General features: G+C 70.1%; 16 protein-coding genes. 7 read left to right on the forward strand and 9 right to left on the reverse strand.

Annotated features, from left to right (window positions below; genetic code table 11):
• Positions 1-45: 45 nt before the first annotated feature.
• A complete protein-coding gene (locus ACIBK4_RS32805; RefSeq protein ID WP_399000585.1) occupies positions 46-3,339 on the reverse strand; it encodes a S8 family serine peptidase in 3,294 nt (1,097 codons plus the stop codon).
• Between the two features lie 113 nt (positions 3,340-3,452).
• The gene (locus ACIBK4_RS32810; protein ID WP_399000587.1) at positions 3,453-4,022 is read right to left on the reverse strand and encodes a CGNR zinc finger domain-containing protein; all 570 of its coding nucleotides are present in this window, start codon (positions 4,020-4,022) and stop codon (positions 3,453-3,455) included.
• A gap of 111 nt (positions 4,023-4,133) precedes the next feature.
• On the opposite strand from ACIBK4_RS32810, the gene ACIBK4_RS32815 reads away from it, so the two are divergent.
• The 4 genes from ACIBK4_RS32815 to ACIBK4_RS32830 all read left to right on the forward strand — a co-directional run bounded on the left by ACIBK4_RS32815 (position 4,134) and on the right by ACIBK4_RS32830 (position 8,090).
• The gene (locus tag ACIBK4_RS32815) at positions 4,134-4,586 is read left to right on the forward strand and encodes a VOC family protein (RefSeq protein ID WP_399000589.1); all 453 of its coding nucleotides are present in this window, start codon (positions 4,134-4,136) and stop codon (positions 4,584-4,586) included.
• Between the two features lie 23 nt (positions 4,587-4,609).
• Positions 4,610-5,500 carry a pyridoxamine 5'-phosphate oxidase family protein gene (locus ACIBK4_RS32820; RefSeq protein WP_399000591.1) on the forward strand — a complete coding sequence of 297 codons (891 nt, stop codon included), beginning with the start codon at positions 4,610-4,612 and terminating at the stop codon, positions 5,498-5,500.
• Positions 5,501-5,604: 104 nt separating this feature from the next.
• Complete coding sequence (locus ACIBK4_RS32825; protein WP_399000593.1) at positions 5,605-6,063, forward strand: NUDIX hydrolase; 459 nt, start codon at positions 5,605-5,607, stop codon at positions 6,061-6,063.
• A gap of 263 nt (positions 6,064-6,326) precedes the next feature.
• Complete coding sequence (locus ACIBK4_RS32830) at positions 6,327-8,090, forward strand: TIGR03767 family metallophosphoesterase (RefSeq protein WP_399000595.1); 1,764 nt, start codon at positions 6,327-6,329, stop codon at positions 8,088-8,090.
• A 28-nt stretch (positions 8,091-8,118) separates the two neighbouring features.
• Here the strand turns inward: ACIBK4_RS32830 and ACIBK4_RS32835 are convergent, their stop codons facing one another.
• Complete coding sequence (locus tag ACIBK4_RS32835) at positions 8,119-8,544, reverse strand: hypothetical protein (RefSeq protein ID WP_399000597.1); 426 nt, start codon at positions 8,542-8,544, stop codon at positions 8,119-8,121.
• A gap of 260 nt (positions 8,545-8,804) precedes the next feature.
• Here ACIBK4_RS32835 and ACIBK4_RS32840 point away from each other — a divergent pair, with 260 nt between their 5' ends.
• Entirely contained in the window at positions 8,805-9,173 is a 369-nt protein-coding gene (locus tag ACIBK4_RS32840) for a helix-turn-helix domain-containing protein (protein WP_399000599.1), read from the forward strand.
• Between the two features lie 346 nt (positions 9,174-9,519).
• Positions 9,520-10,728, forward strand: a complete 1,209-nt coding sequence (locus tag ACIBK4_RS32845; RefSeq protein WP_399000796.1) for a glycosyltransferase — start codon at positions 9,520-9,522, stop codon at positions 10,726-10,728.
• A gap of 81 nt (positions 10,729-10,809) precedes the next feature.
• Here ACIBK4_RS32845 and ACIBK4_RS32850 read toward each other — a convergent pair whose 3' ends face one another.
• Positions 10,810-11,847 carry a hypothetical protein gene (locus tag ACIBK4_RS32850; RefSeq protein ID WP_399000601.1) on the reverse strand — a complete coding sequence of 346 codons (1,038 nt, stop codon included), beginning with the start codon at positions 11,845-11,847 and terminating at the stop codon, positions 10,810-10,812.
• 206 nt (positions 11,848-12,053) lie between these two features.
• On the reverse strand, positions 12,054-14,660 hold the full coding sequence (gene pepN / locus ACIBK4_RS32855; RefSeq protein WP_399000603.1) for an aminopeptidase N: 2,607 nt from the start codon (positions 14,658-14,660) through the stop codon (positions 12,054-12,056).
• Positions 14,661-14,809: 149 nt separating this feature from the next.
• Between pepN and ACIBK4_RS32860 the strand changes: the two genes are divergently transcribed.
• On the forward strand, positions 14,810-15,463 hold the full coding sequence (locus ACIBK4_RS32860; protein WP_399000605.1) for a DsbA family protein: 654 nt from the start codon (positions 14,810-14,812) through the stop codon (positions 15,461-15,463).
• Here ACIBK4_RS32860 and ACIBK4_RS32865 read toward each other — a convergent pair.
• From ACIBK4_RS32865 to ACIBK4_RS32880, 4 genes are all read right to left on the reverse strand, one after another.
• A complete protein-coding gene (locus ACIBK4_RS32865; protein WP_399000607.1) occupies positions 15,456-15,680 on the reverse strand; it encodes a hypothetical protein in 225 nt (74 codons plus the stop codon). The two genes, ACIBK4_RS32860 and ACIBK4_RS32865, sit on opposite strands and share 8 nt — an antisense overlap.
• 82 nt (positions 15,681-15,762) lie before the next feature.
• The gene (locus ACIBK4_RS32870) at positions 15,763-15,990 is read right to left on the reverse strand and encodes a hypothetical protein (RefSeq protein WP_399000609.1); all 228 of its coding nucleotides are present in this window, start codon (positions 15,988-15,990) and stop codon (positions 15,763-15,765) included.
• A 45-nt stretch (positions 15,991-16,035) separates the two neighbouring features.
• Positions 16,036-17,454 (reverse strand): FGGY family carbohydrate kinase, encoded by a 1,419-nt coding sequence (locus tag ACIBK4_RS32875; RefSeq protein ID WP_399000611.1) that lies wholly within the window; start codon positions 17,452-17,454, stop codon positions 16,036-16,038.
• Positions 17,455-17,752: 298 nt separating this feature from the next.
• Positions 17,753-18,793 (reverse strand): 2-hydroxyacid dehydrogenase, encoded by a 1,041-nt coding sequence (locus tag ACIBK4_RS32880; RefSeq protein WP_399000613.1) that lies wholly within the window; start codon positions 18,791-18,793, stop codon positions 17,753-17,755.
• Between the last annotated feature and the right edge of the window lie 46 nt (positions 18,794-18,839).

Below are 18,839 nucleotides of genomic sequence, written 5' to 3' on the forward strand. Positions count from 1 at the left end.
GCGGGCGCCCCCATGGACGCCCGCCCCCTCACGCCGTGCCGATGGCTACGACGTGACCTTCTCGATCTTCACGCTGCCCACGCCCGCGGCCGTGCCGTGCGCGTCGACCAGCTGCACCTGGCCGAAGAACTCCCGTCCCGCCGGGGCCGGGGCCAGGGCGGTGACGCTGCCGGAGACGGTCGCCGAGGCGCCCGTGGCGAGCTTCACCGGGGTCGAACCGTCCACGGTGACCGTGCCGAGCGCCGGGGAGAAGAACACGTCCCGGTAGTCGTACGCGGTCGAGCCGGACGGCACCGAGTAGCCAACGACCTCGACCGTGTAGGTACCGGCGGCCGGGTTGGCGACGGAGACCGCCTCCTCCGAGTCGCCGTCGGCGGAGGTGCCGACGACGGTCCCGGCGGCGTTCTTCACCGTCAGGTCCAGGTCCGCCGCCGTGTCCGAGACGTTGCCGATGGCGACGTCCAGGGACGTGGCGCCGGCGGGCACGTCGACCGTGGTGGTCTGGGTGACGCCCTCGGTGATGGTGGGTCGCGCGGTCAGCGAGGAGCCGAGCGGGCCGCCCTTCAACGTGCCGTCCAGCGCCGCGTAGTTGTTCGTCACCTTCCAGGAGGCGGTGGCCGGGACGCCGACCTTCGCCTCGGGCACGGTCACGGTCTCCGGGTCGAAGGCCACGCCGAGGACGGTGGCGTCCAGCTTGTACGGGTTGTCGAGCAGCGGCGAGGTGCGGCGCGCCTCGACCTCGATCTCCCAGACACCGGCCTGCGGGTCGGCGTACGAACGCACGTCGGGCTTGCAGCCGTTGCCGTCCAGGTAGTTGTTGTAGCAGTACGGGGTGCCCGTGTCCTCGACCGGAACGCCGTACGGGTGGATCGAGATGAACCGCGTCTGGCTCTTGTCCTTCAGCCCGCTGATCGCGACCTCAAGGGCCTTGGCGCCCGCCGGGACGCTCACGAAGTACGACTGCGTGCTGTTGCGCTGCACCGAACTCGCGGTGGAGTAGGTGTAGTTGACGGGCGACGCGACCACGACCGTGGTGAGGATCTGCTTGTCGAGGCCCTCGGTCTTCGGGTCGTCGACCTCCAGGATCGCGCTCTTGATGCCCGAACTCTTCGGCGCCGCCTGCACCTTGACCGTCACCGGCTGGTTCAGCGGGAGCTTGACCTCGTCCGAGCCGACGACCTTGAAGGTGTCACCGGCGTTGTTCTCGAAGTGCAGCTCGTGCCGAACGGCCTTGTCCGCACCGGTGGTTCGCGTGATGGTGATGTCGTACGTCTTCTTCGCGCCGGCCTTGAGACCGCCCTCGCGGTCGTAGAGACCGGTGCCGAAGCCGGGCGTCTTCAGCGCGTAGTCGATCGCGGTGTCGACCGGGGCCTTCACCGTGTACTCGTGCGCGTCGGCGCCGTCCTTGATGGACTTCCACGCGTCCACGATGTTGATGAGGCCCGCGCCCTCCTCGTACGCCTGAACACCCTTGATGTGATCGGCCGTTGAGGTCAGCGCCGTGCGCAGGGTGGCCGGGGTGAGCGCGATGTTCTTCTGCTTCGCCGCGCTCAGCAGCAGCGCCGAGGCGCCCGCCGCCTGCGGGGAGGCCATCGAGGTGCCCTGGAGCATCGAGTAGCCGGCCGGCAGCGTGTAACCCGCCTCGGCGACCGGGGAACCGGGCAGCCAGGTCTGGGTCGAGTTGATCGCGGCGCCGGGCGCGACGAGCGTCGGCGTGAAGCCGCCGTCCTCACGCGGACCGCGCGAGGAGAACGGCAGCAGCTGGTACGAAGTCGCCACCTGCGAGCCGTAGTTGGCCGCCCAGGTCTGCTTCGAGATGGAGGCGCCGACCGAGATCACCTTGTCGGCCAGGCCGGGGTCGCCGATCGTGTTGGCGCCCGGACCGGAGTTGCCGGCCGAGATCACGAGCTGCACGCCGTACGTGTCGATGAGCCGCGTGTACAGCGCGGCGCGCGCGTTGTTGCCGTCGTTCAGCGCGGGCAGGCCGCCGATCGACATGTTGACGATGTCGACACCGCGGTTGGCGACGAGGTCGATCATGCCCTCGGTGAGCGCCACGTTGGTGCAGCCGCCGGTCCAGGTGCAGGCCCGGGACGACACGAGCTTCGCGCCGGGCGCCTCGCCGTTCATCTTGCCGCCGAACAGGCCGTTCGCCGCGGTGATGCCGGCGACGTGCGTGCCGTGCTCGGACTCGATGACACCGATGTTGACGAAGTCGGCCGTCTTGCCGACCCAGGACCCGCCGTACGGGTCCATCGGGACGTCCTTGCTGATCTGCACGACGAACGGCTGCCGCTCGACGACGTCGGTCGCCGGATTGTCCGTCCCGAAGTAGCCGATCTGGTAGCCGTCCTTGTACGGCTTCATCGGGGTGTCGTCGCTGAAGTTCTGGTTGTTGTTCAGGTCGACCGTCACCGTGCCGGCCGCCGGGTCGTACAGGACACCCCACGCGTCGGTGGTGTCACCGTCACGGTTCGCGTCGCCCTTCGCGTCACCGCCGGTGGTGTACGACTCCTTGAACGTGCTGATCTCGTACGACCCCGCGGGCGCCGTCCAACTCGTGCCGCCGTAGGTGAAGTTGGGGCCGGAGACGGCCGTCACCATCGGGCGCCAGGTCTGGTCGCCGTCGACGATCGGGTCGGTCGAGGTGACCCAGTCGACGATCTTGCGCTCGCCGGTGGTGGTCTTCTGCAGCGCCGGGTGGCCGAGGTCGACGCCGGAGTCGAGGATGCCGATGGTGATGCCGCGGCCGTCCGCCTTCGGGTTCTTCTTCACGAAGTCGACGGCGCCCGTCTCGAAGGACGGGTTGTACGGGTTCTCGGCGGGGGTGCTCTTGCTCGGCCCGGAGTAAGTGGCCGCGCTGGACGCGTTCTTGGCGCCCTTCGCGGTGTCCGCGCTCGGCGTCGGGTCGTCGAGGGCGATCTCCTGCCGCAGGTCGATGGCCTGCACCGAGGACAGCTTCGAGGCGGCGGCGATCGCCGAGTCGGCCTTGCCGGTCGGGACGGTGGCGCGGACGTAGCCGAGCTTGTCGTAGGTGCGGCCCACGGAGCCGCCCTTGACCGCGTCCAGCTGCTGGGCGACCTGCTCGGTCGCGCCCGGCGCGGTGGCGATCATCATCGTGACGTTCTTGGCGCCGTCGGCCTTGGCCGTGGCGAGCAGATCGGCGTCGTCCGAACCGAGCTTGGCGGCGGCGGACTTGACGCTCGGGTCCGCGGATGTGGTGGCGGACGGCGAGTCGGCGGAGAAGGCCATGGGTATCGGCCCGGCCGCGGAGAGCGCGGCGACGAGACCGGCGGCCACGGATATCCGGGCCACGCGTCTCTGGTGGGAGAGGGTCATCGGCATCCCTTGTAGGTGAAGAATCCAGTGCCGGACGAGGGCACAGCTTTACCCAAGGGACAGTTGTTTGGGAAGTGTTGACCGAAACGCTATGAACGTATGGGGAAAACCCCCTATTCGTTCCCGGGGTTCGAACGGGCGTAGTGACGGGACGCCTTCGCGCGGTTGCCGCAGGCCGCCATCGAGCACCAGCGCCGGGTCCCGTTCCGCGACGTGTCGAAGAAGCGCAGCACGCACGCCTCGTGGGCGCAGCGGCGGATGCGGTCCGGGGCGGTGGAGAGCAGCTCCAGATAACTGCGGGCGGCGAGCCAGCCCGGCCCCCACCTGGGGTCCTCGAACTCCGGCACCTCGCCGGGCCCGTCGGCGGTGAGCGTGGCCCGGATGCGTCCCATGCCGAGCACGGCGTCGAGGTCGTCCGTGCGGCCGTCGTCGAGGGCCGTCTTCAGCGCGCCGCGAGCGACGTTGACGTGCGTCAGGGTGACCGTGTCGGCCGCGAACCGCCCGTCGAGCCCATTCGACGCGAGCCACACGGCAAGCCCGCCCGGGACCGTGAGCAGATCCTGTACGGCCCCGTCCCGCATCCACCAGGTGTTGAGCAGGTCGAGCGCGAGCGGCTCGCCGATGAGCGGCCGGGGGTCCTCGGTGAGGGGCGTCGGCTTCGACTTCGACGTGGGCTTCGGCATATCGGGAGCCTCTCTTCTGATCTAACCGCTCAAGACTACGTGACCGGTTGACCCTCACCGATTCTAACCACTAAAGTGACCGACAACGGTTATGTCAGCGAAGGGCTTCCCATGACGACCCCGCACCTCGGCCACATCGGCCTGAACGTCACCGACCTCGACCGCTCCCTCGCCTTCTACCGCGACGTCCTCGGCCTCGCGGTCCTCACCGAGGGCAAGGAGGACGACCGCCGGTACGCGTTCCTGGGCGACGGCACCGGCAACCACCCGGTCCTCACCCTCTGGCAGCAGGCGCAGGGCCCGTACGCCAACGACCGCGCCGGCCTGCACCACCTCGCGTTCGCGGCCGACTCGATCGAGCACGTCCGTCAGTACGAGGAGGCACTCAAGGCCTACGGCGCCGAGTTCGCGTACGAGGGCGTGGTCGCCCACCGCGAAGGCGCGGCCTCCGGCGGCATCTTCTTCCACGACCCGGACGGCACCCGCCTGGAGATCTCGGTGCCGACGGGCGCGGAGGACGCCCCGGCCCCGAACGCGGAGGCCCCGACCTGCGGCTTCTTCTAACCATGGAGGCCAGGGAGGTACTCATGGAGACCTATCACGCGGGCTCCCGCGCCGTGCAGGACCTGGCGGGGGTACGTGAACTCGCCGACCACGTCGGCCAGATCATCGGCCAGGGCATCAAACCGGTGGCCGCCGCCTTCCTCGAACTCCAGCCCCTCCTGATCCTGGGCGCGGCCGACCCGGCAACGGGCCGGGTATGGGCCTCCCCGCTCACCGGCACCCCGGGCTTCGTCCGCGCGACGGGCCCACACCAGATCTCGATCACCGGCGCCCCCCGCCCCACGGACCCCCTCACCCCGGCCCTGTCCGAGGCACGGGACCTCCCGGTAGGCACGATCGCCCTGGACCCCCGCACCCGCCGCCGCATGAGAGTGGACGGCCAACTCCGGCGCACAGCAGGGGGATTGGCGATCGAGGCGGAGCGAGTGTTCTCCAACTGCCCCAAATACATCCAGCGGAGAGAGTCCTACGAGACGATCGCGACGCGTGAGCCCGAGCGCCCCCGGCACACCACCGAACTGACCTCCATGCAGACCGAGTTCATCAAGACGGCAGACACCTTCTTCCTGGCCACCGTCCACAAGCACGGCGCCGACGCCAGCCACCGCGGCGGCAACCCCGGCTTCGTACAAGCGACTTCACCCCACGACCTGACCTGGCCGGACTACACAGGCAACGCCATGTTCCTGAGCCTCGGCAACCTCGTCACCGACCCCCGCGCAGGACTCCTCTTCCTGGACTGGACGACGGGCACCACACTCCAACTAACCGGCAAGGCAAGCCCGGAGTTCGACGAGAACGGCGAACGCAGGGTCCGCTTCACCCTCACCGAGGCGATCGAGACCCCAGCAGCGATCCCACTCCGCTGGTCGCCTCCTGAATACTCCCCTGCGAATCCAACTCCGGCACGTTGAGCGCCCCTTCAGGGGCGCGGGGAACTGCGCGACCAGCCACGACGGCGCGAAAGCCGAACGAATTCACATTGCGGCACTTCCTACAGCGCACTTAACGTCTCCGGATGCGCCAAAAGCTCAGGGTCGCCGCCTACGCCATCTGCGTCCGCGACAACCACCTCCTGCTGGCCCGATCACCCGCACCGGCCGGCGGCTACGAGTGGGTCCTCCCCGGCGGCGGCATGGACCACGGCGAACACCCCAACGACACGGTCGTACGGGAACTGGAGGAGGAAACCGGCTACCACGTCGAGGTCACCGGTTTCCTCGGCATGGACTCGATCCACCACGTCATCCCGTGGCGCCACCGCCGCAAGGTGGACCAGCACGGCCTCCGACTCGTCTACGAGGCGAAGATCGTCGGCGGCGAACTGCGCAACGAGATCGGCGGTTCGACCGACATGGCGGCCTGGCATCCACTGGACGACGTACCCGCGCTGACCCGGGTCGGGTTGATCGACACCGCGCTGCGACTGTGGCGCGAGCGGCCGCCCGTCGGACGGGTCGAGCCCTCCCCGAAATAGCTCCGGGATAGCTTCAGTACCCCGGCAGATGAACACGGAGTAGCCGCTTCCCGGCGGCTCGACGAGCGTTCACGAACGCACAGGGGGCGCCAAGATCCACGTACGGTGATCGGCGCTACGCGTTGCCGTCTCGTTTACGCGCAGGTCATCCCCGATGCCAAGCATCCAGTACGAGCGGGAAGTTCGCGACCGCGATCGAAAACCGATCGCCGCGCACCCCCGCGACCACTGCCGACGCAGTTCGTACTCGGGGAGATCGCGCCATGTCGCGCACACGCTCTGTCGCCAGCTCCGCGCTGGGGGTCAACCGCCGTACCGTCCTCGCCGCCACCGCGGCCGTGTCCGTCTCCGCGGGCGTGGGTTACGCCCTACGGCCCACCGACAGCCAGGCCGCCACGAACGCCACCGACGCCGCCGCCCAGGCACCCGTGGCGGAGTCCCGCAAGGCACCGGCCGCACCCCTGGCCCCGTACACCAAGGGCACCACCCTCGCGACGGTCGCCGCGCCGCGTACCAGCTCCGGCTACCGCCGGCTCGGCGACGGCGCCGGGTGGAAGCGCGTCGTGCGCGGCGACCTCGCCAACGCCAAGTCCGGGCGCGCGGGCCGCCGTACGGCACTCGCGTCGTTCGTACAGTTCACCGACCTGCACCTGATGGACGTCCAGCACCCGCTGCGTCTGGAGTACCTGCGCTCGACCGACAAGCACGCGTGGCGCCCGCACGAGGCGCTGACCGTGCAGGGCGGGATCTCGCTGGTCGAGCGGGTCAACGCGCTGCGCGGCGCCCCGGTGACCGGCTCCCCGCTGCACTTCGTCATGACCACCGGCGACAACACGGACAACAACGCGAAGTCCGAGCTGGAATGGTTCATGAAGATCATGAGCGGCGGCCGGTTCACCCCCAACACCGGTGACCCGCGCCACTACGAGGGCGTCCAGAACAGCGGCCTCAAGCTGTACTGGCAGGCCGACTCCACCGTGCGCGACGGCGACAAGCAGGTCGGCTTCCCGCACCTCAAGGGCTTCCTGGCCGCCGCGATCCGCGAGGTCCGCAGCCCCGGCCTCAACCTGCCCTGGTACTCGACGGTCGGCAACCACGACGCGCTGCCGCTCGGCTGCTTCGGCTCGCACGCCGACCCGTACCTCACCGAACTCGCCATCGGCGGCAAGAAGTTGATGACCGCGACGGCGGCCGAGGCGAAGAAGCTGCAGAACTCGATCCGCGACGCCAAGGACCCCAAGGGCTCCGGTTACCGCGACTTCCTCAAGGCGCACGCCCGCTCCGCGCGCTCGGTCACGCCGGACGAGAACCGCGCGCCGTACACCTCCGCCGAGTACCTCAAGGCGCACCTCGACCCGGCCTACCAGGGGTACGGTCCGGTCGGGCACGGCTACTCCTCCGCGAACGTCGACGCGGGCACGCAGTACTACGCGTTCCGCATCGCCGACGACGTGATCGGCATCAGCCTCGACACCACGGACGCGGGCGGTCACTACGAAGGGTCCATCGGGGCAACGCAGTTGAGGTGGCTGGACAAGACACTGCGCGACAACAAGGACTCGTACGCGGTGATCTTCAGCCACCACACCAGCAAGACGATGGACAACACCCGCCCCGACCCGGCGCACCCCACCGAGCGCCGTTACGAGGGTTCGGCGGTCGTCGCCCTCCTCGGCAGCCACCCGAACGTGCTGGCCTGGGTCAACGGCCACATCCACCGCAACGTCATCACCCCGCACTCGGCGCCCGACGGCCGCAGCTTCTGGGAGATCTCGACCGCCTCGCACGTCGACTATCCCCAACTCGCCCGTGTCATCGAGCTGGTGGACAACAAGGACGGCACGATCTCCCTCTTCACCACGCTCATCGAGTCCGCGGCCCCGCACCGCACCGACTTCTCCGACCTCACCCAGACCGGTCTCGCGGCCCTGTACCGCGAACTGTCGTACAACGCACCGGGTTCCAGCACGGTGCTGGGCGGCGACCCGAAGGACCGCAACACGGAGCTGCTCCTGAAGAAGGGCTGAAACCCGCTCGACCGCGGGACGTGACGGCTCAGCGCCGGTGCCGCCGGACGAGCAGCAGGACGGAACAACCGACGGCGCAGGCCAGCCCCGCGTACAGCACGGGCGAGGCCCAGGGCCACACCATCTCGGTGCTGTACCCGCTGCTCCAACGGCACTTGACGGACAGCGGGAAGCTGCCCACGCGCGTCGATATCAGGGTGGCGTGCCCCGGGGTCTGCCAGCGCACGCCGTCCGCAGTCTTCCCCGCACACAGGTCCAGCGGGTTCGTGAAGGCGAGCCCGTAGTCGACTCCGGCCCCGTAGGCGGCGATCGCGGCCCCACCCCCGAGCACCGCCCAACGAGCCGGCCGCGAGGGCTTCTTCCCGGTCACCCACAACCCGTACGGAACCGCCCCGAAGGCAACGAGAAAGACCGTGACCACGGGCGGCCCGAAGATCGCGAACAGAGACACCATGAGCCTGACGACATGCCGGGCGGGGGAACGGTTCCCGGTTTCGCGGGACTTGCGAAGTGGGGACTTGTGAAGTGGGCCCTGGATTCACGGGAGTTGGGGCCGGTCGGCTCCGTCCCGAACGGGTTGCCGACATGTTCGCGGCTCGGCCGACCACTCTGGGGGAGCCGTACTCGCGGCACTTCGGTGGCAAGCGGAAGGTGTGCGAGGCGGGAGCATGGATCCGCCGAGCACAGCTACGAGCGGATCGAGGAGGAGCGGCCGTGAATCACTCCCAGTGGAAGACCCGGCGTACCAGGAAGCTCTTGGGTGAGTCCGTCGAGGAGTCGCCGGCCTATGTGGAGGCCGGGTACGCGTTCGCCCTCGGGCAGGCCGTCCACGACCGACGGATCGAGCTGGGCCTGTCGCAGACCGAGCTGGCTCGCGGGGCCGGGATGACGCAGCCGCAGATCTCCAACATCGAGGGCGGCGACTCCGTACCCACCCTGCCCCTGCTCACCCGGCTGGCCAAGGCGCTGGACGCCTCGCTGACCATCGACCTGGACGGCGACACGTCGGCGTTCGTCTTCACCGCGCATGACGGAGGCCACGCCGGGAACGCGCGGCGAGGCGGGCGTCCGTCAGTCGCGTGAGCCCCAAGGACGAGAGGTCCGGCCGCGAGTCGTCGTAGACGAAGAGAACACCGCGCCGACGATCGACGTATCGGACCTGCCACCGGTGTTTGCCGTGGTCAGAAAAGCCCTCGAATCCCCGGCCGGTTTCCGCGCGGAGACATCGGAAAGTCGGTTCGTGTCCAGCTCGCCGTAGGGCCTCGTACCAATTGACCCCCGGATAACCAATCGGACCCAGACACGAGACGCCCAGTTCATTCGCACGAAATGTCCGTGCCGCCTCATAACGGCTAACCCGCTGTTCACGGGGATGGCTCGATTCATACGCAAGGCGGGTGGTCGTGTGCGCGCTAGACACGAGCTGCACGTGCTGTCGGTCTACGAGGGGTTCTTCTCCGGAGGAGCCCGTATCGTCCACAGCGACGTCGTACTGGGACTGGTGGAGGGCGGCCAGCACCATACGGTGCTCAGCATTCACGGAGAAGTACACCGAGAAGCAACCCGGCAGGCCATGGAGAACGACGCCTGCTATCAGCAACTGACCGCGGCCGGTGTCGGGGTCTCCACCCTCGGCCGCAGCTTCCGCGGCGACGGTGATCCGGTCACCGAAGGTTTCACCGGGCCCGAGCTCGCCGACGCCGCCCGTGCCCTCGCGGACGCCGACGTCGTTCTGTCGCTCAAGGAGCAGCCGCTCTCTCTGCTCAACCAGGCGGGCCTGCCCCGCCGCCCCGTCGTCGTGTGCCTGCACCGTTCGGACCCCGAACACTCCGGCACCGCTCTCGACGAACTGAAGGCCGCCATCGCCGACGGCAAGGTCGTCGCCGCCGTCTGCTGCGCGGACTCCACCCGCGACGCCTACCAGGCCGCCGGCATCCCGCCCGAGGTCCTCCACGTCATCCCCAATGGCGTGGATCTGCTGCGGTTCCGTCCCGACCCGGCCCGGCGGCTCGCCCTCCGCGCCTCCCTCGGGATCCCGGACACCGCCCCCGTCGTCGTCTTCGCCGCCCGCTACGCCACGATGAAGAACATCCCGCTCTTCCTCCGCGCGGCCAAGGAATGGCTACGGCGCGAACCCGCCGGGCATGTCCTGATGTGCGGCGCGGGCATGACCGACCACGACCAGCCCGCCCTCTCCGCCGACATCGACGACGCCTTCGGGGAGGAGCGGGAACGACTTACCGACCGGCTCCATCTCCTCGGCGTACGGCGGGACATGGAGACCGTCTACGCCGGGTCCGACGTCGTCGCGCTCACCTCGTCCTTCGGCGAGGCCGCGCCCCTGTGCCTCATCGAGGGCATGATGTGCGGGGCCGTCCCCGTCGCCACCGACGTCGGCGACAGCGCCTCCATCGTCGCGGGACACGGCATCGTCACACCCCCCGACCCGGACGCCATCGCGTCGGCCTGGACCGAGGCGGTCATCGGCCGCGCGGAGTTCGCCAAGGCCCACGCCCGCAGCCGCGAACGCTTCAGCCGTACGCGCATGATCGCCTCCTACGCCGCCCTCATCGACGGCCTCCACGCGGGCCACACGACGACGAGCACCGCCCCGCCGCCGTTGCCCGAGCCCCTGTAAACACGCGGCGCACACATGAGGAGGGGCCACCGACCCCCGGTGGCCCCTCCTCTCCCCTCCTGATCCCGCCCCGGTCCGTCACTACCGGGGCAGCACCACGACATACGCGGCCGGATCGCGGTCCGCCGACGCCATCAGCGCCGTACGGACCACCGCCGCCTGTTGTTCCATCGCGTCCCGGAGCTTCTTCGGGGTGATGTGGACGACCGTGATGCCCAGCCGCTCCAGGTGCTCGCGCTTGCGGGCGTACTCCGACCACAGGGCGTCCTCGTCCTGGCGCGGAGCGCGGGTGTCCAGTTCTACGGCGACCGCCTGCTCGGGCCAGTACGCGTCCAGGCCGCCCAGGTGCGGGCCGCCCGGCAACCTGAGATCCACATTCCACACCGGGTCCGGGAGGCCGTACTCGCTCACCATCCGGTAGAGGCGGTCCTCCGCGATCGCGCGGCCCTCGGCCAGCAGCGAGTCCACCGCGTCCACCACGTGCGGGCGGCTCAGCAGCTTGGCGTTGTTCAACTCCCGTACCACCGCGGCCGGTTCGCAGTGGCCGCCGCGTACCGCCTCGGTGAGCAGCCCGCGGACCGCGTTCGCGTCCGACAGTTCCGCCACCGCGTCCGCGAGGGCCCGCGGCACCGGGGCGACCGGGACGCCCTTCACCTGCTGCGGGGTGGGGAGCGCCGCCGTACGGACGATCCGCGCGCAGCCCGTCGAGCGGAGCCGGCGCATGCGCGGGACCAGGACGTCGATCTGCTTGAGCGAGGCCAACTCCGGGGCGGAGGTGAAGCCGTGCAGGGTCAGTGCCGCCAGGCCCGTCACCATCGTCTCCGCGTACGTGGGGCGGTGCGGCTCCTCCGCGCCGGGCTGGACCGGCACCCCCGCCGTCCGCTCCCGCGCCGCGTACAGCAGCGTCGCGTGCAGCCGCTCCTCGCCGGTGGGCGGCCCGGAGTGCAACAGGACGACGCCGGGGAGCAGTTGCTGCCACGGGCCGTCGGGACGGCACTGCTCGTTCACCTCGGCGGCCGGAACGCCGTGCGCCCGGAGCTGAGCCGTCGTCAGCACGCGGCGGTGCGCCTCGGAGAGGTGGCTGAGGGGGCGGGGGGAGAGCGGGGTGTTGTGGTTCATGCAACGGGGTTTTCCGCGCCGGATCCGGTCCCTAACCGCTGTTACACGCCCGTCGACAAATCCGGACAACATGGCACTAAAGGACAGGCGTTCGGATGCCGAGTAGGCACCGAAAACCCCTGGTCCGGATGGGGTGGACCAGGGGTTACGGCTGCGATTACCTGTATTCAGTAACGGTCACACAGAGGCCAATCACAGGCCAACGATCAGCCGAGCGAACCGTCCGCACCCCGGCCCTCGTTGTCCGCCGCCTGCGCCCGCAGCGCCCGCGCCAGATCGTCCCGCGCCTCCAGCACCAGCCTCCGCAGCGCCGGCGCGGCCTCCTCGTGGGACGTCAGCCACGCGTCCGTCGCGTCCAGCGTCGCCTGCGCGTACTCGGCCGCCGGGTACGCCGGGAACAGCCCCCGCACCACGTCCACGCCGATCTGGATCGACCGCTCCGCCCACACCCGCTCGATCGCCGCGAAGTACTTCTCCGTGTACGGCGCGAGCAACTCCCGCTGCGACGGCTGCGCGAACCCCGCGATGGTCGCCTCGACGAGCGCGTTCGACAGCGCGTCCGACTCCACGACCTGCGCCCACGCCTGCGCCTTGACGGCCGCCGAGGGACGCGCGGCGAGACAGCGGACCTGGTGCCGCTTGCCGGACGCGGTGTCGTCGCGGGCCAGTTCGGCGGCCACGGCACTCTCGTCGGCGGCGCCGTGCGCGGCCAGCGGCTCCAGGAACGCCCAGCGCAGCTCCTGGTCGACGGCAAGGCCCTCGATCTTCTCCGTGCCGTCCAACAGGGCCTTCAGCAGGGCGAGTTCCTCCGGCGCCGATGCCACCGACGCGTAGAAACGCGCCCACGCCAGCTGCTGCTCGCTGCCCGGCTCGGCGTCCCGCAGATCCCGCAGCGCGATGTGCGCCAGCAGCTTCGCGCCGGTCTCGCGCCACCACGGCGGCGAGTAGTTGACCAGCGCCGAGTTGGCCCACGCGTGCAGCATCTGCAGCACGCCGATGTCGGTCTCCCGCCGCCCGAACCGCATCACCAGGTCGATGAAGTCGGGCGCGAGCAGCAGCGCGTCCCGCGTCATGTTCCACAGCGCCGACCAGCACAGCGCCCGCGCCATCGGGTCGGTCAGCGCGCCGAGGTGCTCGCGCAGGGTGTCCAACGAGGTCGCGTCGAAGCGGGTCTTGCAGTACGTGAGGTCGTCGTCGTTGACGAGCACCAGCTCCGGCGCGTCCGCACCGGCCAGCTCCACCACGACCGTGCGCGGACCGTCGACGTCCACCTCGGCCCGCTCGTACCGCACGAGCCGGTTGTCCTCCCTGCGGTAGAGGCCCACCGCCACCCGGTGCGGGCGCAGTTCGGGGTGCGACTCGGCCGCCTCCTGGAGCACGGCCAGCTCGGCGATACGGCCGCCCTCCACGTCCAACACCACTTGCGGGGTGAGGGAGTTGACCCCGGCCGTCTGCAGCCAGGACCGCGCCCAGGACGCCATGTCCCGCCCGCTCGTCTCCTCCAGCACCGACAGCAGATCACCGAGGCGCGTGTTGCCGTACGCATTCCGCTTGAAGTAGCGGCGCGCGCCCTCCAGGAACGCGTCCTGGCCGACGTACGCCACCAACTGCTTCAGTACGGACGCCCCCTTGGCGTACGTGATGCCGTCGAAGTTGAGCTTCGCGTCCTGGAGGTCGCGGATGTCGGCGGTGATCGGGTGTGTGGAGGGGAGCTGGTCCGCGCGGTAGGCCCACGCCTTGCGGCGGTTGGCGAAGGTGATCCAGCCGTCGGTGAAGCGGGTCGCGCCGACCAGCGCGAACGCGCCCATGAAGTCGGCGAAGGACTCCTTCAGCCACAGGTCGTCCCACCACTCCATGGTGACGAGGTCGCCGAACCACATGTGCGCCATCTCGTGCAGGATCGTGTTCGCCCGCCCCGAGTAGGACGCCTGCGTCACCTTCCCCCGGAAGATGTACTCCTCGCGGAAGGTGACAAGACCCGGGTTCTCCATCGCGCCGAGGTTGTACTCCGGCACGAACGCCTGGTCGTACTTCCCGAACGGGTACGGGTAGTCGAAGTGGTCGTGGAAGAAGTCCAGGCCCTGCTTGGTGATCAGGAAGACGTCGTCGGCGTCGAAGTGCGGCGCGAGCCCCTTGCGGCACATCGCGCCGAGCGGGATCTCCAGCGTCGTACCGTCCTCGAAGGTGCGGGAGTAGGAGTCCGTGACGTAGTGGTACGGGCCCGCCGCGAACGCCGTGATGTATGTCGAGATCGGCTTCGTCTCCGCGAACTTCCATACGCCGTCGGCCAGTTCGCCGACGCCGTTGCTCCACACCGTCCAGCCCTCGGGGGCCCGCACCTCGGCACGGAACGGCGCCTTCAGATCCGGCTGCTCGAAGTTGGCGAAGACGCGGCGCGCGTCGGCCGGCTCGTACTGCGTGTAGAGGTAGACCTCGCCGTCCTCGGGGTCGACGAAGCGGTGCATGCCCTCGCCGGTGCGGGAGTACGCGCACTGCGCGTCGACGATCAGCTCGTTCTCGGCGGCCAGGTCCTCCAGCTGGATGCGCGTGCCGTCGAAGACCGCGCCCGGGTCGAGGTCCTTGCCGTTCAGCGACACGGCGGTGACGGCCGGTGCGATCAGGTCCGCGAAGCTCGCCGCGCCCGGCTCGGCGCAGCGGAACCGGATCGTCGTCACCGACCGGAAGGTCCGCGGTCCCGCACCGGCGTCGTCGCCGACCGCCGAGCGCAGGTCGAGGGACACGTCGTACCCGTCGACGGACAGCAGGGCGGCCCGCTCGCGGGCCTCGTCGCGGGACAGATTCTCACCGGGCACGGAGCGCTCCCTCGGATGGTGTTCGATCAACGGTGTTCGCTATGCGGTCAGGGCCGATCCTGCCATGCGCCCCTGACGGCCGGTACCCGGGAATGAGGTGGCGAGGGGCGGTGTTGCCGTGGGGAAACGGCCGTATTCCGAGGAGCGTCATGTCTGAGACCGCCAAGACCCCCGTGGACTTCTGGTTCGACCCGCTGTGCCCCTGGGCGTGGATGACCTCCCGGTGGGTGCTGGAAGTGGAGAAGGTCCGGGACATCCAGGTCAGCTGGCACGTGATGAGCCTCGCCGTCCTCAACGAGAACCGCCTCGACGAGCTCCCGGAGCAGTACGCGGAGAACATGCGCCCCGGCGGCAAGTCCTGGGGCCCGGTCCGCGTCGTCATCGCCGCCCAGCAACTGCACGGCGACGAGGTCGTCGGCAAGCTCTACACCGCGCTCGGCACCCGCATCCACAACGAGGGCCTGGGCGTGACCCCCGAGTCCATCGCCCTCGCCCTGTCCGACGTGGGCCTGCCGGCCGACCTGATCGAGTACGCCGACAAGGACACCTACGACACCGAGCTGCGCGCCTCCCACAAGGAGGGCATCGAGAAGGTCGGCCAGGACGTCGGCACCCCCGTCATCGCCGTCCCCGGCCCCGACGGCGAGCAGATCGCCTTCTTCGGCCCGGTCGTCACCCCCGCCCCCAAGGGCGAGGAAGCGGCCCGCCTCTGGGACGGCACGGTCGCGGTCGCCTCGGTCCCCGGTTTCTACGAGCTGAAGCGCACCCGCACGAACGGCCCGGACTTCAGCAACCTCAGCTGAATTCCGGCGGGAGGCTGAAGCCCTCCGACTGGACGGTGTAGGGCTGCACCCAGAGGCACTGGCCCAGTGTCGTCTTGCCCTCGCACCGCCAGAACCCGTGGGCGCCCTTCTTCCCGTTCAGCACCTTCTCGATGTGCTTCTCCTCCTTCGCGTTGACCCTGCGGAACGGGTGCAGCTTCCCTTTGGGGCACCTGGGGCAGTGAATCCTGTCGGACACGCGGACCTCCCGATCCCATGAAAAAACGGGTGGAACCGGGAGCGTAGGCGGGGCGTTCCCGGCGACGTGAGCCCGGAATCGGTCATGCCGTCGGCGTGGCCTCCTCCCGGAACTCCTCCGGGAGGAGGCCACCGTCACCCCTGCTGTACCAGCGCTGGTACCACAGGCAGCCGGCGGCGGTGCAGCGCCAGTAGTCGTGCACGTAGTGCCGCGCACCCTTCTCCGCCCGGATCGCGGCCTTCTCGGCCCCGCGCACCGGCCGGAAGTCCTGCCAGCCGTCGCAGGTGGGACACGCCTTGCGTCTCGTCAATTCCCCGGCTCCCTCTGTTCTCCGGCTCCCTCTGTCCCTCGCCGATCACACGCGCCCCCGCGCCACCGCCAGCCGCGCCAGATGCTCCTCGAACCCCTTGGCGTAGTACGCGGCCCGCCCCGCGTCCGGCTCGACGATCTCCGTGGGCCGCGTCCACACCCCCGCGTCCAGCGGAACCCCGTACCGCTCCGCCGCCGCGAGCACCGCACCCCGCGCCCCCACCTCACCCTCGACGACCCGCAACGGCCGCCCCAGCACATCCGCGAGCAACCGCATCCAGGCCGGGCTGCGCGTACCGCCCCCGCACACCGCCAGCGACCCCGTCAGCCCCGCCGCCTCCAGACAGTGCCGGGCCGCGTACCCGATGCCCTCGCAGGTCGCCCGGATCAGATCGGCGGGCGTCGACTCCAGGGAAACACCGGTGAGTTCGGCGCGGAGCCGGGGCTCGACGAAGGGCGCGCGCTCGCCGGACGGCGCGAAGTACGGCAGCACCCGCACCCCGTTCGCCCCGGCCGGGGTCGCCGCGAGCAGCGCGTCCACCTCTTCGTGCCGGACGCCCGTCGTCGACAGCACCCAGTCCAGCGCCGCCGTACCGACCATCGCCGGCATGGCCCGCAACCAGTGCCCCGGCCGGTCGAGGGAGATGTACAGCCCGGCCGGTTCACCGCTCAGATCCAGCTCCGTGGTCGCGACGAGACTGGCGAGACACGTCCCCACGATGAGCAGCCCGTCCCCGGGCTCGGTGACACCCGCGCCGAGCGCGCACGCGGGCAGGTCGTACGGCCCGTTCGCGATCCGGGTCCCGGCCGGCAGCCCCTCGCCGCGCGTCTCGGCCGTGGCGACGGGATCGGCGACCGGCGCCAGCAGCCTCCGCCTCCGGGTCAGCCCGAGCAGCTCGACGACACCGTTGTCGTACGACCGCGTCCGGGGGTCGAGGAACGGCATCGACGCGTCCGAGACATCGGTCGTCGCCCGCGCCCCCGTCAGCCGCTGGAACACCATGTCCTTGCAGTACAGGGCGGTGGCGGCCGCGTCGAGAGCGGCGGGCTCGTGCGCGGCGAGCCACGCCAGCAACGGCCCCGGACACCCGGGGAACATCGCGCTGCCGGTCCGCCGGAACACCGTCTCGAAGGTCCCGTCCGCCAGCCACTGATCCAGCAGTTCGTGCGCCCGCCCGTCCATCCAGGACGCCGCCGCCCGCACCGGCCGCCCGTCCCCGTCCACCAGCCACACGCCGTCACCCTGGCCGGTGAGCCCCGCGAGCTCGAACGGTCCGTCGACGCCGGCGGTCAGTTCGTCCAGTACGGCGACGACCGCGCCGTAGACCTCGTCCATGTCCTGCTCGACGAAACCGGCGCGCATGGAGAGGCCCACCGGGCGTGCGGCTACGGCGAGTTCACGGCCGGAGTCGTCGAAGGCGGCGGCCTTGACGGTGGATGTGCCTACATCGATTCCGACGTACATGTGGGGGCCTCCTGGGGGTGGGTGATGGGGGGTGGGGGTGGGGTGGAGGTGGGCCGGTGTTGGGATGGTGCCGTGCGGGTGGGTCGGTGTTGGTTAGGCACCGTGCGCGCACCTCTTTTGGTTCGGTCGCCTTCGGGGCGCTGCCGTGCTCGATATGCGCCTACCGGCGCGTGGCGGTGTCGAGAGCCCCACCGTGCTCGACCCTTCGGGCCTCCGCGCGCTGGGGCTCTCGACACCGGCGCGCCCCTACGGCTCCCTCTCGGCCGTCCACGTTGGCACAGTGGAACTTGGTGGGCTCTCAACCGAGTTGGTGGGACAGACGCTCACCTCGGGCCCACCGTCCTACCTCCGCCGCCGCGATCCGTGCCGCCTTCTCGGCCACGGACCGGGACGCACCCCCGAGATGCGGAGTCAGTACGACCCGGTCGGCGAAGCCGAACAGGCGTGACCCGGCGGGCAAGGGCTCGCGCGTGTAGGTGTCCAGAGCCGCCGCCGACACCTGTCCGCTCTCCAACGCGTCGCACAACGCCTCCTCGTCCAGCAACGGGCCCCGCGCCACATTCACCACCACCGCGCCCGGCCGGAGCAGCGCCAGTTCGCGGGCGCCGATCAGCCCCCGCGTCTCGGCGGTCAACCGGGCGTGCAGGGTGATGACTTGGGACCGGTGGAGGAGTTCGTCCAGCGCGCCGACCCGGAGTCCGTGGATCTCGCCGTGCACATACGGGTCGTACACCATCACGCGCGCCCCGAAGGCACAGAGCACCCGCGCGACCCGGCTCCCGACCGCCCCGTACCCGACGAGCCCGACCGGCAGATCCTCCAGCTCCAACCCGCTGTGCTCGTAGGTGTAGTAGGCGGCCCCGGCCTCCCAACTCCCTTGCCCGGAGAGGAGTTCATGGGCCTGCGGGATACGGCGCAGGGTGGCCAGCATCATCCCGACCGTGAACTCGGCGGTCGCGGCGGCGTTGCGGCCGGGTGCGAAGCACACCCGTACGTCGTGGGTCTTGGCCGCGTCCAGGTTGACGTTGACGGGACCGCCCCGGCACACGACGACCAGCCGCAGATCGGGGCAGGCTTCCAGCACGCGCTCGGTGACGGGCCCCATCTGGGTGACCAGCACCTGCGCTCCGCCGTCCCGCAGGGCGTCGATCAGCTCGTCCTCGGCATCGCCGGCCTCCTCCACCTCCGCGACGGTCCCGAAGGGCTCCAGAGGCCAGCCGAGCTTCAACTCTCTTACCGTGAAGGGGTGTTCGCGCAGTTCCTCGGTGATGGCCGCGGTGATCAGCGAAGGCAGTACGAAATGGTCACCGGCGGCGACGACACGCAGGGTCTCGGTCATCGTGGGGCTCCCTCCCTCTCCGCCACGATGAACGGGGAATGCCGAA

The sequence above is a fragment of the Streptomyces sp. NPDC050528 genome (assembly GCF_044457795.1).
GTDB lineage: Bacteria > Actinomycetota > Actinomycetes > Streptomycetales > Streptomycetaceae > Streptomyces.

Bases quoted from the DNA above. Each gene is read 5' to 3' on its own strand.
- ACIBK4_RS32820 (WP_399000591.1), top strand. From the start codon at position 4,610: ATGGAGACCTATCACGCGGGCTCCCGCGCCGTGCAGGACCTGGCGGGG.
- ACIBK4_RS32880 (WP_399000613.1), bottom strand. From the start codon at position 18,793: ATGACCGAGACCCTGCGTGTCGTCGCCGCCGGTGACCATTTCGTACTG.
- ACIBK4_RS32825 (WP_399000593.1), top strand. From the start codon at position 5,605: ATGCGCCAAAAGCTCAGGGTCGCCGCCTACGCCATCTGCGTCCGCGAC.
- ACIBK4_RS32810 (WP_399000587.1), bottom strand. From the start codon at position 4,022: ATGCCGAAGCCCACGTCGAAGTCGAAGCCGACGCCCCTCACCGAGGAC.
- ACIBK4_RS32835 (WP_399000597.1), bottom strand. From the start codon at position 8,544: ATGGTGTCTCTGTTCGCGATCTTCGGGCCGCCCGTGGTCACGGTCTTT.
- ACIBK4_RS32875 (WP_399000611.1), bottom strand. From the start codon at position 17,454: ATGTACGTCGGAATCGATGTAGGCACATCCACCGTCAAGGCCGCCGCC.
- ACIBK4_RS32815 (WP_399000589.1), top strand. From the start codon at position 4,134: ATGACGACCCCGCACCTCGGCCACATCGGCCTGAACGTCACCGACCTC.
- ACIBK4_RS32830 (WP_399000595.1), top strand. From the start codon at position 6,327: ATGTCGCGCACACGCTCTGTCGCCAGCTCCGCGCTGGGGGTCAACCGC.
- ACIBK4_RS32805 (WP_399000585.1), bottom strand. From the start codon at position 3,339: ATGACCCTCTCCCACCAGAGACGCGTGGCCCGGATATCCGTGGCCGCC.
- ACIBK4_RS32860 (WP_399000605.1), top strand. From the start codon at position 14,810: ATGTCTGAGACCGCCAAGACCCCCGTGGACTTCTGGTTCGACCCGCTG.
- ACIBK4_RS32850 (WP_399000601.1), bottom strand. From the start codon at position 11,847: ATGAACCACAACACCCCGCTCTCCCCCCGCCCCCTCAGCCACCTCTCC.